Source organism: Haemophilus sp. HMSC066A11, assembly GCF_001811665.1.
Classification (GTDB): Bacteria; Pseudomonadota; Gammaproteobacteria; order Enterobacterales; family Pasteurellaceae; genus Haemophilus; species Haemophilus influenzae.
On sequence record NZ_KV805866.1, the window covers coordinates 419413 to 433128 of the forward strand.

At 37.5% G+C, this 13716-nt stretch carries 14 protein-coding genes, 1 other RNA gene and 1 pseudogene; 3 read left to right on the top strand and 13 right to left on the bottom strand.

Annotated features, from left to right (window positions below; all coding sequences use genetic code 11):
• Positions 1-52: 52 nt before the first annotated feature.
• The 3 genes from HMPREF2813_RS04980 to HMPREF2813_RS04990 form a co-directional block, all read right to left on the bottom strand.
• Complete coding sequence (locus tag HMPREF2813_RS04980) at positions 53-616, bottom strand: 5-formyltetrahydrofolate cyclo-ligase (RefSeq protein ID WP_014551042.1); 564 nt, start codon at positions 614-616, stop codon at positions 53-55.
• A gap of 12 nt (positions 617-628) precedes the next feature.
• A non-coding RNA gene (gene ssrS, locus HMPREF2813_RS04985) (6S RNA) lies at positions 629-826 on the bottom strand.
• Between the two features lie 107 nt (positions 827-933).
• The gene (locus HMPREF2813_RS04990; protein WP_005651366.1) at positions 934-1236 is read right to left on the bottom strand and encodes a cell division protein ZapA; all 303 of its coding nucleotides are present in this window, start codon (positions 1234-1236) and stop codon (positions 934-936) included.
• A 148-nt stretch (positions 1237-1384) separates the two neighbouring features.
• Here HMPREF2813_RS04990 and polA point away from each other — a divergent pair, with 148 nt between their 5' ends.
• A complete protein-coding gene (gene polA, locus HMPREF2813_RS04995; RefSeq protein ID WP_005686066.1) occupies positions 1385-4177 on the top strand; it encodes a DNA polymerase I in 2793 nt (930 codons plus the stop codon).
• Positions 4178-4191: 14 nt separating this feature from the next.
• Positions 4192-4383: pseudogene (locus HMPREF2813_RS05000) on the top strand (tRNA (uracil-5-)-methyltransferase); the annotation flags it as partial.
• Positions 4384-4529: 146 nt separating this feature from the next.
• Here HMPREF2813_RS05000 and HMPREF2813_RS05005 read toward each other — a convergent pair.
• From HMPREF2813_RS05005 to HMPREF2813_RS05050, 10 genes are all read right to left on the bottom strand, one after another.
• Positions 4530-5291, bottom strand: a complete 762-nt coding sequence (locus HMPREF2813_RS05005) for a HugZ family heme oxygenase (protein WP_005648282.1) — start codon at positions 5289-5291, stop codon at positions 4530-4532.
• A 175-nt stretch (positions 5292-5466) separates the two neighbouring features.
• Positions 5467-7110, bottom strand: a complete 1644-nt coding sequence (locus HMPREF2813_RS05010) for an ABC transporter substrate-binding protein (protein ID WP_005655693.1) — start codon at positions 7108-7110, stop codon at positions 5467-5469.
• 146 nt (positions 7111-7256) lie between these two features.
• Positions 7257-8645 (bottom strand): MDR family MFS transporter, encoded by a 1389-nt coding sequence (locus HMPREF2813_RS05015; protein WP_014551044.1) that lies wholly within the window; start codon positions 8643-8645, stop codon positions 7257-7259.
• Complete coding sequence (gene mobB, locus HMPREF2813_RS05020; protein ID WP_005655689.1) at positions 8642-9157, bottom strand: molybdopterin-guanine dinucleotide biosynthesis protein MobB; 516 nt, start codon at positions 9155-9157, stop codon at positions 8642-8644. Before mobB ends, HMPREF2813_RS05015 begins: the two co-directional genes overlap by 4 nt.
• Positions 9158-9581: 424 nt before the next feature.
• Complete coding sequence (locus HMPREF2813_RS05025; RefSeq protein ID WP_005655685.1) at positions 9582-10016, bottom strand: SoxR reducing system RseC family protein; 435 nt, start codon at positions 10014-10016, stop codon at positions 9582-9584.
• The gene (locus HMPREF2813_RS05030) at positions 10010-10783 is read right to left on the bottom strand and encodes a class I SAM-dependent methyltransferase (protein WP_014551046.1); all 774 of its coding nucleotides are present in this window, start codon (positions 10781-10783) and stop codon (positions 10010-10012) included. The genes HMPREF2813_RS05025 and HMPREF2813_RS05030 overlap by 7 nt, the downstream gene beginning before the upstream one ends.
• Positions 10765-11856 carry a tRNA (uridine(54)-C5)-methyltransferase TrmA gene (trmA, locus tag HMPREF2813_RS05035; protein WP_041174644.1) on the bottom strand — a complete coding sequence of 364 codons (1092 nt, stop codon included), beginning with the start codon at positions 11854-11856 and terminating at the stop codon, positions 10765-10767. Before trmA ends, HMPREF2813_RS05030 begins: the two co-directional genes overlap by 19 nt.
• 142 nt (positions 11857-11998) lie before the next feature.
• Positions 11999-12334 (bottom strand): MaoP family protein, encoded by a 336-nt coding sequence (locus HMPREF2813_RS05040; protein WP_005655680.1) that lies wholly within the window; start codon positions 12332-12334, stop codon positions 11999-12001.
• Between the two features lie 61 nt (positions 12335-12395).
• Complete coding sequence (gene dsbA / locus HMPREF2813_RS05045; protein WP_005693196.1) at positions 12396-13013, bottom strand: thiol:disulfide interchange protein DsbA; 618 nt, start codon at positions 13011-13013, stop codon at positions 12396-12398.
• A gap of 10 nt (positions 13014-13023) precedes the next feature.
• The gene (locus tag HMPREF2813_RS05050; RefSeq protein ID WP_005648308.1) at positions 13024-13290 is read right to left on the bottom strand and encodes a YihD family protein; all 267 of its coding nucleotides are present in this window, start codon (positions 13288-13290) and stop codon (positions 13024-13026) included.
• 64 nt (positions 13291-13354) lie between these two features.
• Between HMPREF2813_RS05050 and mobA the strand changes: the two genes are divergently transcribed.
• Positions 13355-13716: molybdenum cofactor guanylyltransferase MobA (gene mobA, locus HMPREF2813_RS05055; protein ID WP_070646993.1), on the top strand; the 362-nt coding region annotated here is incomplete at its 3' end.

The following is a 13716-nucleotide window of genomic DNA, read 5'->3' on the forward strand; positions in this document are numbered from 1 at the left end:
AAAAAATGAAATATTTTGATTTTATCTATCAATAAGATTTTGATGATAGGTTTTAATCCACCAAAATATCAAACAGTGGCACATCCCAATGCTCAGTGGGAAGATTTTCTACTTGCTGACATTGGTGCGCTAAACCAACTGGAATAAAAGACTTATTTTGCCAATTCTGCAACGTGCGATCATAAAATCCACCGCCCATACCAAGGCGATTTCCTTTTTTATCAAAAGCCACCAATGGCGTAAATAAAATATCCAGTTCATTTAATGGCAAAACATTTTGAACATTTAGCTTTGGCTCCCAAATGCCAAACTGATTTTGTTTCATTGGCGTATCAGGTAAATAGCGTAAAAACAATAAATAGTGTTTAGTAAAAGGATGTAAAACAGGCAAATACACATTTTTATTTTGCATCCACAGGGATTGGATTAAGGCTTTTGTTGAAATTTCACCATCAAAAGAAAAATATAATGCAATATTTTTGGCTTGTCGTTGCTCGATAAGATTTAACGCCTGTTGAGTAACCGATTGTTCAGCTTTTTTCTGTTGAAGTGCGGTTAAATTTGCTCGTATTTTTCGAATGTCAGAGCGGATTTGCTGGCGTTTTTGAGTATTCATAGAAATGAAAAGGAAGACCCCAGAGTGCCGCTGCGGGCAGTAGTCCTTGAACCCGACGGTTCAAGGAAATCAGTTGATACCGTTTTCAGGTTTCTTAGCCCAATGAACGAGTCAAAGGTTAAGCCTACACACCAACGATAGGAAACCAATTTATAAGATTTAAAGTATCGGCTCAGGGACATAGCCTACTGACGAACACTCCAGGTAATTCTTATGGGTTTATACTAGCCCAAATTCTCAGTATTGACTAGCATTTATTTGTCAAATTTAACGAGTTGCTTATAAAACGACAAAATGACTCTAATTTGATCATTAATTTAATGCGGTTCTTTTGTAACACGAATATTTTCTAATGAATGATCTAATTGTTGGATACCCGTTCTCAATACCTCTTCAATTTTAGCCGTTTTATTTTTTTCTTGGCTTAATTCAAAACTCAAATTGAGTGCCACAATAGAAAGCACACGATCAAGCTGAATAAGGCCTGTCTTTTCTTTCATTTCGGAAACCAATATATCTAAATTACGTGCAGCTTGGCGCAGTAATTCTTCTTGTTCAATGGGTACATTTAAACGCAAAACCTGACCCAAAACTAAAATTTCGACCAATTTTAACGACATTTGATTTCCTTAAATTAAATATTTGAATGGCTGATATTATGCCATAGCAAAAAATATTCGTCATAAATTTTACATTAAACCCGCCATTCGCTCATCACCATAAATTACGCTATAATGCGGGTATTTTTCAGTTTAAAACGAGATTTTTATGGCCCAAATTGCAACAAATCCGCTTGTGCTAGTGGATGGTTCTTCTTATTTATATCGTGCATTTCATGCCTTTCCTCCTTTAACTAATGCCGCAGGTGAGCCAACAGGTGCGATGTACGGCGTGTTAAATATGTTAAAAAGCCTCATCTCACAAGTACAGCCCACTCATATAGCCGTTGTTTTTGATGCAAAAGGGAAAACATTTCGCGATGAAATGTTTGAACAATATAAATCTCACCGTCCACCAATGCCTGATGATTTACGCAAACAAATTCAGCCTTTGCACGATATGATTCGTGCATTGGGCATTCCGCTTTTAGTGGTGGAAGGGATTGAGGCAGATGATGTAATCGGCACACTCGCACTACAAGCATCTCGTTTGGGTAAAAAAGTGCTCATTAGTACTGGCGATAAAGATATGGCACAGTTAGTTGATAACAATATTATGCTCATCAACACCATGAATAATAGCCTATTGGATCGTGAGGGTGTGATTGAAAAATACGGTATTCCACCTGAACTCATTATTGATTATCTCGCACTTATGGGCGATAGTGCAGATAACATTCCTGGCGTTGCTGGCGTGGGCGAAAAAACCGCACTTGGTTTACTACAAGGCATAGGAAGCATGGCTGAAATTTATGCCAATCTTGAAAAAGTAGCGGAACTGCCAATTCGTGGTGCGAAAAAACTAGGTGAAAAATTATTGGCTGAAAAATCCAATGCCGATCTTTCTTATACATTAGCAACTATCAAAACCGATGTTGAACTTAACGTGACAACTGATGAATTGTTGCTTGGAGAAAGCCAAAAGGATCAACTCATTGAATATTTTGCTCGCTACGAATTTAAACGCTGGCTTAATGAAGTGATAAATGGGGCAGATTCTATTACCCAAACCACTGAACAGCCAGTGAAAATGAACCAGTATCAGGCGACCTCACAAGATCAAAGTGCGGTGGAAAATACGCCTAAAATTCAAATCGATCGTACAAAATATGAAACCTTACTCACTCAAGCGGATTTAACGCACTGGATTGAAAAACTCAATACAGCAAAACTCATTGCGGTCGATACTGAAACAGACAGTCTTGATTATATATCTGCGAATTTAGTGGGTATCTCTTTTGCTCTTGAAAATGGCGAAGCCACTTATTTACCATTGCAATTGGATTATTTGGATGCGCCAAAAACACTCGAAAAATCGACCGCACTTGCCGCTATCAAACCAATCTTAGAAAATCCTAATATTCACAAAATTGGACAAAACATTAAATTTGATGAAAGTATTTTTGCCCGTCATGGCATTGAATTACAAGGTGTTGAATTTGATACGATGTTGCTTTCCTATACGCTAAATAGTACGGGTCGTCATAATATGGACGATTTAGCTAAACGTTATTTAGGGCATGAGACTATCGCATTTGAAAGCCTTGCAGGAAAAGGGAAAAGTCAGCTTACGTTTAATCAAATTCCCTTAGAACAAGCCACTGAATACGCAGCAGAAGATGCTGATGTGACCATGAAATTACAACAAGCACTGTGGTTGAAACTGCAAGAAGAACCAACGCTTGTTGAATTGTATAAAACAATGGAATTACCATTGCTTCATGTGCTTTCTCGTATGGAACGTACGGGCGTGTTGATTGATAGTGATGCCCTCTTTATACAATCTAACGAAATTGCTACAAGATTAACCGCACTTGAAAAACAAGCTTACGCATTAGCGGGTCAGCCATTCAATTTAGCATCCACCAAACAATTACAAGAAATTTTGTTCGATAAACTTGGGCTACCTGTTTTACAAAAAACGCCAAAAGGTGCGCCATCAACAAATGAAGAAGTATTGGAAGAATTATCCTATAGCCACGAATTACCCAAAATTTTGGTTGAACATCGTGGGTTGAGCAAACTTAAATCCACTTACACGGATAAACTACCTCAAATGGTCAATTCACAAACAGGCCGAGTGCATACCTCTTATCATCAAGCGGTCACGGCGACAGGGCGTTTATCATCAAGTGATCCAAACCTACAAAATATTCCAATTCGGAATGAAGAAGGTCGTCGTATTCGACAAGCATTTATCGCGCATGAAGGTTATTCTATTGTCGCCGCTGACTATTCTCAAATTGAGTTACGCATTATGGCGCATCTTTCTGGCGATCAAGGCTTAATTAACGCTTTCTCGCAAGGCAAGGATATTCATCGCTCCACCGCAGCTGAAATCTTCGGTGTATCATTAGATGAAGTCACCAGCGAGCAACGTCGCAATGCTAAAGCAATTAATTTCGGCTTAATTTATGGAATGTCCGCCTTTGGACTTTCACGCCAACTTGGCATTTCCCGTCCAGATGCACAAAAATACATGGATTTATATTTCCAACGCTATCCTAGCGTACAACAATTTATGACTGATATTCGTGCAAAAGCGAAAGCACAAGGCTATGTGGAAACACTATTTGGTCGCCGTTTATATTTACCAGATATTAATTCTAGCAATGCAATGCGTCGTAAAGGAGCAGAACGCGTAGCGATCAATGCACCGATGCAAGGCACAGCTGCGGATATTATTAAACGAGCGATGATTAAAATTGATGAAGTAATCCGTCACGATCCAGATATTGAAATGATTATGCAAGTACATGATGAATTAGTGTTTGAAGTGCGGTCAGAAAAAGTCGCGTTTTTCCGTGAACAAATTAAACAACACATGGAAGCCGCTGCTGAATTAGTTGTCCCATTGATTGTGGAAGTAGGTGTTGGACAAAATTGGGATGAAGCGCATTAATTGGATAGGTAATAATGAATTTAGAAAGACTTAACGAAATTGAAAAACCATTACTCCACATTGTTAAACATGATGTTGTGCCAGCCCTAGGCTGTACCGAACCCATTTCTCTTGCGCTCGCATCTGCTACAGCTGCGAAATATTTAGGCAAAACACCTGAACGTATTGAAGCCAAAGTATCTCCTAATCTGATGAAAGACAGGTTATCGAAATTATGGTGAGTAAACCTTGTCCTTAATGAAAATAAAGTGCGGTAAAAAATAAAGAAATTTCAATTTCATTGGAATTTATCGTAAACAAAAGGGTGAGTATAAATTTACACTCAACCCTTTATCTTCATTAAGAGACAATATTATTTATCACTTTCTTTTTCATGTGGATTGCCTTTGACACCAATATGAGAAATTTCCCCATTAGCATCAATCAAATAAGCTTGGCCAAAACCTCTTACAAAACGGCCTGTTCCAAATGTAAGTTCAACTAAATCAAAATCAGTAAATTCACGAATTGTTTTAATTCCGCCTACATCATTCATAGTTTCGGCTAATTTATCTAAGACTTTTTCAACAATTGGATCTTCACGAGGAATAAAACGTGCACTTGCTTTATAACGTAAGCGAGTACGCACAATAATTGACTTCGCTTTGTTTTCATCTTCTAAAAACATCACTTCTACTTGATTTGGATTGCGTTTTAAATTCTCATAATGCTCTGCAATGGCACTGATATAAATATAATATTTTCCATCAAAGAAAATAATTGGTGCATAAGACGCCATCGGTAAGCCATCTTTATCTAAAGTAGAAAGCACACAGCTTTTAAACTCTTGACGAAATTCATCAATTTTAGCCTTGATACGATCGTAATTTGCAACTGGTTTATTTTCTACACAAAGATTGATGATTACTTGTTTAATTGAACCTGCGTCAGCTTGTTGTGGAAATTCCACACGTAATGTTTTGCCACCATTATATTTAAAATCTAAACCAGCAAAATCTACATTAACTAACGTCACATCTGTAATTTCCTTTTCGCCACCAAATTTTTTACAAAGGGCAGCCATATCATCTTGATGATGATCATTCATATGAGTAATAATTCGATTGAAATCCATTTTTGTTCCTTATATTAACAATTAATTTTTATTATTCTACGGAATCATATCCGATAGAAATAATGCTGAGCATTATACTCAAGTTAAAGTTATTTAACATATTTTTTACAGAATAATCCTTGATAAATAAAAAGCCCTTATAAATAAGGGCTTAAAATAAGTAAATCAATATGAATTATTTACCATCAACACTCACACCATAAAAAGCGTCATAGCCAAATGGGCTTTGTACATAACCTTTTACACGAGGACTAAGTGGCGCAAAACCAACAGAGTGGGCAACTGGAATCCAAGGTGCTTGATTATGGACAATAACTTGAGCTTGTTTATAAAGTTTCGCACGTTCTTCCTTATTGGTTAATCCAATAGCCTCATTGAGTAAAGCATCAAATTCTGAATTATTGAAACGTGCCATATTAGAATTACCTATATTTGAGCTACCTAATAATGGGGATAAGAAATTATCAGGATCGCCATTGTCGCCAGACCAACCAAAGATACCCGCAGTTAATTCTCCCTCTTTTGCTCGTTTTCTATAATCAGCCCATTCATAAGTCACTGGGTTAGTTTTTACACCAATTTTCGCCCAATCCGCCATAATTAATTCAGCCATACGTTTTGGATTTGGATTAGAAGCACGAATAATAGGTTGAATCCAGAAATCAGTTTCAAAACCATTTGGATAACCCGCTTCTGCTAAAAGTTGTTTTGCTTTTTCTGGATCGTACGGATAATCTTGAATTTCATCATTATAACTCCAAATTGTTGGAGGAAGTGGGTTTTTAGCTGATGTTCCTGCGCCTTGATAAACCGCTTCAATAATCGCTTTTTTATCCACTGCGTAATTCAACGCTTGGCGCACTTTGACATTATCAAACGGTGCTTTTTCGGTATTGAATGCGATATACGCTACGTTCAAACCTTTTTGTTCCAAAAGTTGTACTTTTGGATCGGTTTTCATTTTGGCTAAATCCGCTACATTTGGGAATAAAATTAAATCGCAAGTACCCGCCTGTAATTTTGCATAACGTGTTGTTGCATCAGGCACAATGCTAATGACTAAACGATCTAAAGGTGTTCTACCTTTCCAATAATTTTCATGCGCAACATATTGTATGGCTTGATCTGTTTTATAATCCACAAAAACAAAAGGGCCTGTCCCCACTGGGCGACTATCAAGCGTTTCTGGTTTACCCGCTTTCAGCATTGAATCAGCATATTCTGCAGAATAAATAGAAATAAAATCCATACCAAGACTAGCCAAGAAAGTCGCATCTGTCTTGTTTAAGGTAATACGAATTGTGTTATCGTCTACTTTCTCCACTGATTTCAACAATTCAGGGAATTTCATTGCTTTAAAATATGGATAAGTCCCCTTAGATACATTGTGATATGGATGATTTGGATCTAACTGACGTTGGAATGAAAATACAACATCATCTGCATTAAAATCACGTGTCGGGGTAAATTCTTTTGTTGTGTGGAATTTAACCCCTTTTCTCAAATGAAAAGTATAACTTAAGCCATCATCGCTAATTTCCCAGCTTTCAGCTAAAGCTGGTTCAATATCCGTTGAGCCTTTTTTAAATTCAACTAAGCGGTTATACACTTGTTGTGAGCTTGCATTATAAGAAGTACCTTCAATTATTAACGCAGGGCTAAATCCCAATGGAGCTTTCGCTGTGCAATAAACGAAAGTATTATTTGACGAGGATTTTGCTTCAGTTTGAGCGGTAGATTTATTTGCCGAGCTAGATTGATCACAAGCTGCCAAAACAAGAGTTGCAGCGGCGAGAGTTAATGTTGCTTTTAGTTTCATAAGCATACCTCAATGTTAGGCAGGGAATGCCCCACCATTTATGGTTAAACGATGGAGCTATCTCCACCAACAAGAAATATCAATAAGATATAAGCAAATTTCCCTTTTTTTAAATAAAAAAATTCTATGGATTATAACAAATTAATCTAAGGCATTTTTCGTAAATGATCGCCATCATTTTTGTGTAATTTCATAAGCGACCAAACTAAGGCGATTGCAAAAAGTGATGAGGTTAAAAAAGTATAGCTAAAAGCCTGTTGTAAACCATCACTTGCGCTAAAAAAATGTCTATAGAGATTTAGAATTATCGATGAAATAGCAATACCAAATCCAATCCCAACTTGCTGTACAATACTTAATACGGTAGAGCCTGTGCCAGACTGTTGTTTTGAAAGATCGCCTACAGCCAGCGTATTAATTGAAGTAAAAATGATCGACATACAAGCCCCATACCACATAAGATTACAAATAATCCAAGTTAGAGAACTTTGTTTATCTAACCAAGCCATTGAAATCACAGAACCTGCCATCAAAAGTGCGGATGAAATTAACGTGGTTTTATAGCCCCAACGATTTAAAATTCGTCCAATTAATATTTTCAACATCACAGAAATTAACGCAATCGGTGCTAATAGCCAGCCAGACATTTCAGCACTGTAACCGAAAGATAATTGGAACATCAAAGGCAATAAAAAGGGAACGCCAGATGCAGATAATCGGATAAAAATATTGGCAATAATACCTAATCTGAATGTACGAGTTCGGAAAAGGGATAAAGGTAAAATGGCATTTTCATTGTTTTTAGCATAGCCACAATAAGTTACGAGTAACAGAATACCAACAACTAATATGCTATAAGTTACACTTGAATTATGCTGACTTTCTCCGAGTAAATCCAAACCAAGCGTAATACCAACTAACCCCAATGCAAAGAGTAAAAAACCTGTCCAATCTAATTTCTCTGCCTTGCCCTTGATATTGTTCATCACGCTGCCCGATGCCAAAATTCCTAGCACACCAATTGGAATATTAATTAAAAAAATCCAGTGCCAACTGGCGTGAATGACTAACCATCCACCTAAAATAGGCCCTAGAATTGGCCCAATCAAACCTGCAGTTGCCATTAAATTCCAAGCATTCACTAATTGTTGTTTGGGGACAGCTTGAATAATAGCTAAACGTGCAACAGGCATCATAAAGGCACCACCCATTCCCTGAATTACTCTGGCTAAAATTAAACTTTCTAAATTAGGCGCAGCAGCACAAGCGATAGATCCTAAAATAAACGTGAAAACTGCACCACGAAAAACAGTCAATGTCCCAAATTTTGTCGCAGCCCAAGCGGTAAGAGGAATAAATAATGCAACGGCTAAAGAATAAGCGATGATCGCCATTTGCATTTCAAAGGCGGATTTATGTAAATCGGAAGATATCGCGGGCAAAGCTGTATTTAGAATGGTCGCATCGAGGCTTTGCATAAAAAGTGCCATTGCTGCTACCCAAGCTAAACCGCGATAGGCATTGGATTCAGTCATCGTGCTCCGTGAAAATGGTGCAACCAATTTTCAATAAAATCGGCAATTTGCGGAATGCGGTTAATATCCAACAAAGTGCGATCAATTTCAAGGGGATAATTTGTCGCAACCGCCACTACATATTCGTCAATTTCGGGTAAAGGTTTTGTCATTTCTTGACGATGGAGCAAAATCTTTGGAATTGGCTCTTGTTTAAAGCCTTCCACCAACACTAAATCTGTTAAAGTGCGGTCAAATTGTTGCGCTAAATAATCCAATGAAACAGGCTTTGACGTTTCCGTCATAATCGCCCAGCGTTCATCATTCGCTAAAATGACTTGAGAAGAACCCGCCTCTTTCATACGCCAGCTATCTTTTCCTTCTTTATCAACTTGCATATTGTGATGGCTATGTTTAATCACTGAAACGCGAATGTGACGAGCGATCAGTTCTGGGAGAAGTTTTTCTAATAATGTTGTTTTACCACTACCGCTATAACCGGTAATTCCAAGTAAAGGAATCTGATTGTTCATAAAAATAACCTTAAAAATCACCGCACTTTAGATACGGAAAACCCCGAAAGATCGGGGTTAATAAATTAAGAATGTTTTGCTGCATAATTGGCAAAAATAAGTCCACCGATAGCAAGAAGAGCAACAATGCCAAGCCCTATAGTAAGCCACATATTATTTTCCTTCCACTAATTGACGAAATTTACGCCCCATCACAAGGCAAACATAAGCAATAATGAGCAAAAAAACTAATATTTCATCCTTTTAGGAAAAGCGGTTGCTCGCCATAAAGTATAACAGGCATTGCTAGAATAGCAACTTTTGCCACATCATCACTAAGTTTTGACCAAGCCTCTAAAGAGCTTTTTTTCAATGGGTAATTTAAATAACTAGCTTTATAGTTTGCGATCTAAATCGCAGAAATAATAAAAAGCGAATAAAAAACTTAAGATAATATGCGCAATAAAACAGGCTGAAACTCTGTTTGCTGCCCTAATTTTCTGCTATAAGATTTGACAAAAATGAAAGAAAGTGCGGTTAATCCGAAGATTAAAATTGCACGCAGGATTTCATTATCGCTTATGTAATCGGACAACATAGTCACAATCAATAAGGTCAAAAGCGGTACAACATACATCAATAATGCCGACAACAACATCGACTTTTCTTCTAATCCAATTTCAACAATTTGACCTTCGCGTAATGGCATTAATGCTTCCACATTAAAAATATGCTCGCCACGTTTACCGTTTAATTCGGAAAGGCTTGATGTTCCACAACTGTTTTTAGCTGCGCATTGGCCACAGGCACTTTGGGATTGGCATTTCACTTTGGCAATGCCATTTTCATAGCTAATAACAACGGCACTTTCTCTTAGCATTGGGATGCTCCCATATAAATATCAAAGCGATGATTTTTCGTTTCACGGCTAAAGTGCGGTTGTTTTTCACAAAGAAATTCCGCATAGTCAGGACGCTTCACGACCACACGTTTTTTAGCTAATTGTAGTGCAGGTAAAAGCAATTCATCAGCATCTAAATCAGCCCCGACTAAATGCTGGAATACGTGCATTTCCTTTTTTACTAGTGCAGATTTTTGTTTATGCGGATACATTGGATCGAGATAAACCACATCGGCATAATCGCTATTAGGATCAAGTTCATTAATATGCTGAACATTCAGCAAGCACAAATTTTGTTGCAACATCTCGCCGATTTCCTCATCTTGATAAGCACGATTTAAACCATCTTTCAGAAGTAAAAAAACAACAGGATGGCGTTCAACTAAACGAACTTGGCAGCCAATCGTGGCTAACACAAAGGCATCACGTCCTAGCCCTGCTGTGGCATCAATAACCGTTGGCAATGCCGAACCTTTAATTCCTACCGCTTTCGCTATGGCTTCACCGCGACCACCACCGAATTTACGGCGGTGAGCCATTGTACCACCAACAAAATCAACATAAACCGCTCCGAGTTTAGGTTCGTCTAGTTTACGAAGTTCTAAACGTTCATCGGTTTGAACAAGCGCAAGTGGGCTCTTTTCATGATGAATAATGTTGTGTTCAGCACAAAGTGCGGTCAATTCTGCTAATGTTTTTTCTGTCGATTCAGAAATCAGCTGAATTCCTACTTGCGAATGAGCCATACGCCGCTTTCCATGTGGTCAGTGTAAGGGAATTGGTCAAATAACGCCGCTTTTTCAATGCGGTGCGTTTTTGATAGTTCAACAAGATTATCACACAGCGTATGTGGATTACAGGAAATATACAAAATGCGATCGTAATTTTGTACAAGTTTCACTGTATCAGGATCAAGCCCTGCGCGAGGTGGATCGACAAAAATGGTATTACATTCATAAGATTTTAAATCAATTCCTTTCAAGCGGTTAAAGGCTCTAACCCCATTCATTGCCTGCGTAAATTCCTCTGCCGACATACGGATAATTTGTAAATTATCCACTTTATTTTCAGCAATATTAAATTGTGCGGCGGCTACGGAAGGTTTGGCAATTTCTGTTGCCAATACCTTACGGAAATTTTGTGCAAGTGCGATAGAAAAATTACCGTTTCCGCAGTAAAGCTCTAATAAATCACCTTCGCTATTTTGGGTACAATCAATTGCCCATTCAAGCATTTTGCAGTTTACCGTTGCGTTTGGCTGGGTAAAACTATTCTCGACTTGGCGATAAACATAATTTCTGCCATTCACAGGTAAAACTTCATCCACATAATCTTGCTCAAAACAGATTTTTTGTTTACTTGCACGCCCGATTATTTGAACATTAAAACCTTGCTTTTCGAGTAAATCTTTTAGATTTTTAGCCGCACTTTCCCATTCTTCAGTGAGTGTTTTATGATAAAGCAAGCTCACAATAATCTTATTACTCAAGGTGCTAAGGTAATCAATTTGGAATAATTTTTTGTGTAGCACTTCTTGTTGTTTTAACAAAGGTAATAAGGTTTGCATCATACGATTAATTAGCATGCTGGCGATTGGAAATTCATCCACGCGATAACGCTGCAACGTCGCTTGATCAAACATAATATGGTAAAAATCATCTTGCTCGTGCCAAATACGAAACTCCGCACGCATGCGATAATGACTTGTTGGAGAGTCAAAAACTTGAATATCGGGTGCATTGAAAGGGCGCAAAAGTGCGGTTAATTTTTCAAGTTTTTTTTGTAGCAGTTCGTTGTATTGAGAAATCGGTAATTGCATAGAAATTAGTATTCGTAGGGCGTATGAAGACGAATCGTTCATACAAAGATAGGAGAATAAAGTTATCAGCCGTGAATTACGCGTGATTTCACAAGCTATTCAAAAAAAAAGGCAGACTTCCGCCTGCCTTATTTAACGTATCTTATTCGCCGGAATAATCTTCACCGCCAGAAGCAGCTTCACTCACATCACCAGATAAGGTGTAAACACGTTTTTTAGTGTTAATACGAGTACGATATTTATTCCAAGTTTTTTCAAAGAAAGTCTCTGCTGCACGCTCACCACGGCAAAAAGCGACAAAATCTTTTTCTTCTTTAGTCGCTGGCTCACGTTCCCCTAAGTCTAATGCTTTGAACGCTTGACCATATTGCTCAAGCACCTGTGATTCTTTGATTGTGTAATCACCGTGACGGGAAAAACCACGTGGGTAGTTTTTATCGTCAAAGAAACGACGCATTACGCTAAAACTTGCAGCCATAATATTCTCTCTTCTTTCATTAATATTTACAAAATAGGGCAGGCATTAAACCAATTTTTCGTTATTTTTGCAATAAACCTTTTACGGTTTGCACATAATCTTTCACGAAATCATCGTAATTTAACCCTTCAGGGTTTACACGGAATTTTCCATTTACATAAAAATCAGGTACGCCACGCACTTTAAATTGTTCTGCGGCATTTACTTGTTTATTGACTAAACCATTTACTGCAAAACTATTAATGCCACCATCAAATTGCTCGGCGGTTATGCCATTCGATAAGAAGATAGCTCGAATATCATCCATTGATTTCAAGGCATCCTTTTGAGCCGCTTCAAATAATGGTGATTTTACTTTACTTTCTGCACCTAATGCCATTGCTAACGCCCAAGCACGTGTTAAGTTTTCAGATTGATGACCTAAGAAATTTACATGATATTGTTTAAATTTCACATCTTTTGGTAAAGCATCTACGACTTGTTGTGGAATTTTGTATTCCATTTCAAAGGCGTAACAATGCGGGCAATAGAATGAGAAAAACTCAATCACTTCTTTTTGCTGTGAAGCCTGTTGACTCACTTGAACATATTGTTTGCCTTCTTGTAAATCTGCGGCAAAACTATTTACAGACATAAGCGTGCTGACACCTAAACCTAACGCAAGTAATACTTTTTTCATTTCTTTCCTCTTATTTAATGATACCGCGAGCACGGAGCAATGCGGTTTTAAAATCTTCTTCGTAATCTTTTTTGAGACCAGGAATTGGCTCATATTTATCTGTACCATCCATTTTTAACTGATAAATAATCACTTCATCAGTTAATTCATTTAATGGTTTTTGGAAACCTGATTCATTGGCAATTTTTTGCAAAATTTCCATTAAACTCAAATCCGAGTCTTTAGACCAATAAAACTGTAAAAGTTCCAAAACTTCATTTAAACGCTTACATTTCATTGCTATTTCCTTTTTAATCGTAAAAAATAGGCAAATGATACTTGAAATAATGATAGATTAAAATATGACAATTACAATAAGTGCGGTAATTTTGGCAGGTGGCAAGGCTCGTAGAATGGGCGGGCAAGATAAAGGATTACAGATTTTAGGTAAACAATCTTTAATTGAACATGTTATTAATCGCTTACAACCACAAATTCATCAGATTTCAATTAACGCTAACCGAAATCAAACAGAATATGCAAAATTTGGCTTTCCTGTTTTCTCCGATGAACTGCCCGATTTTCAAGGACCATTAAGTGGCATGCTAACAGCTCTAGAAAAGACAAAAAGTGACTTTATCCTTTTTACACCTTGTGATACGCCTTTTTTTCCTATGAATCTTTTAGATAAACTCAAAAGTGCGGTTAAAAATGACCGCACTTT

Excerpts from the sequence above, each read along its gene's own strand:
- HMPREF2813_RS04980 (WP_014551042.1), bottom strand. The coding sequence starts at position 616 with ATGAATACTCAAAAACGCCAGCAAATCCGCTCTGACATTCGAAAAATA.
- HMPREF2813_RS04990 (WP_005651366.1), bottom strand. The coding sequence starts at position 1,236 with ATGTCGTTAAAATTGGTCGAAATTTTAGTTTTGGGTCAGGTTTTGCGT.
- polA (WP_005686066.1), top strand. The coding sequence starts at position 1,385 with ATGGCCCAAATTGCAACAAATCCGCTTGTGCTAGTGGATGGTTCTTCT.
- HMPREF2813_RS05005 (WP_005648282.1), bottom strand. The coding sequence starts at position 5,291 with ATGGATTTCAATCGAATTATTACTCATATGAATGATCATCATCAAGAT.
- HMPREF2813_RS05010 (WP_005655693.1), bottom strand. The coding sequence starts at position 7,110 with ATGAAACTAAAAGCAACATTAACTCTCGCCGCTGCAACTCTTGTTTTG.
- HMPREF2813_RS05015 (WP_014551044.1), bottom strand. The coding sequence starts at position 8,645 with ATGACTGAATCCAATGCCTATCGCGGTTTAGCTTGGGTAGCAGCAATG.
- mobB (WP_005655689.1), bottom strand. The coding sequence starts at position 9,157 with ATGAACAATCAGATTCCTTTACTTGGAATTACCGGTTATAGCGGTAGT.
- HMPREF2813_RS05025 (WP_005655685.1), bottom strand. The coding sequence starts at position 10,016 with ATGCTAAGAGAAAGTGCCGTTGTTATTAGCTATGAAAATGGCATTGCC.
- HMPREF2813_RS05030 (WP_014551046.1), bottom strand. The coding sequence starts at position 10,783 with ATGGCTCATTCGCAAGTAGGAATTCAGCTGATTTCTGAATCGACAGAA.
- trmA (WP_041174644.1), bottom strand. The coding sequence starts at position 11,856 with ATGCAATTACCGATTTCTCAATACAACGAACTGCTACAAAAAAAACTT.
- HMPREF2813_RS05040 (WP_005655680.1), bottom strand. The coding sequence starts at position 12,334 with ATGGCTGCAAGTTTTAGCGTAATGCGTCGTTTCTTTGACGATAAAAAC.
- dsbA (WP_005693196.1), bottom strand. The coding sequence starts at position 13,013 with ATGAAAAAAGTATTACTTGCGTTAGGTTTAGGTGTCAGCACGCTTATG.
- HMPREF2813_RS05050 (WP_005648308.1), bottom strand. The coding sequence starts at position 13,290 with ATGAAATGTAAGCGTTTAAATGAAGTTTTGGAACTTTTACAGTTTTAT.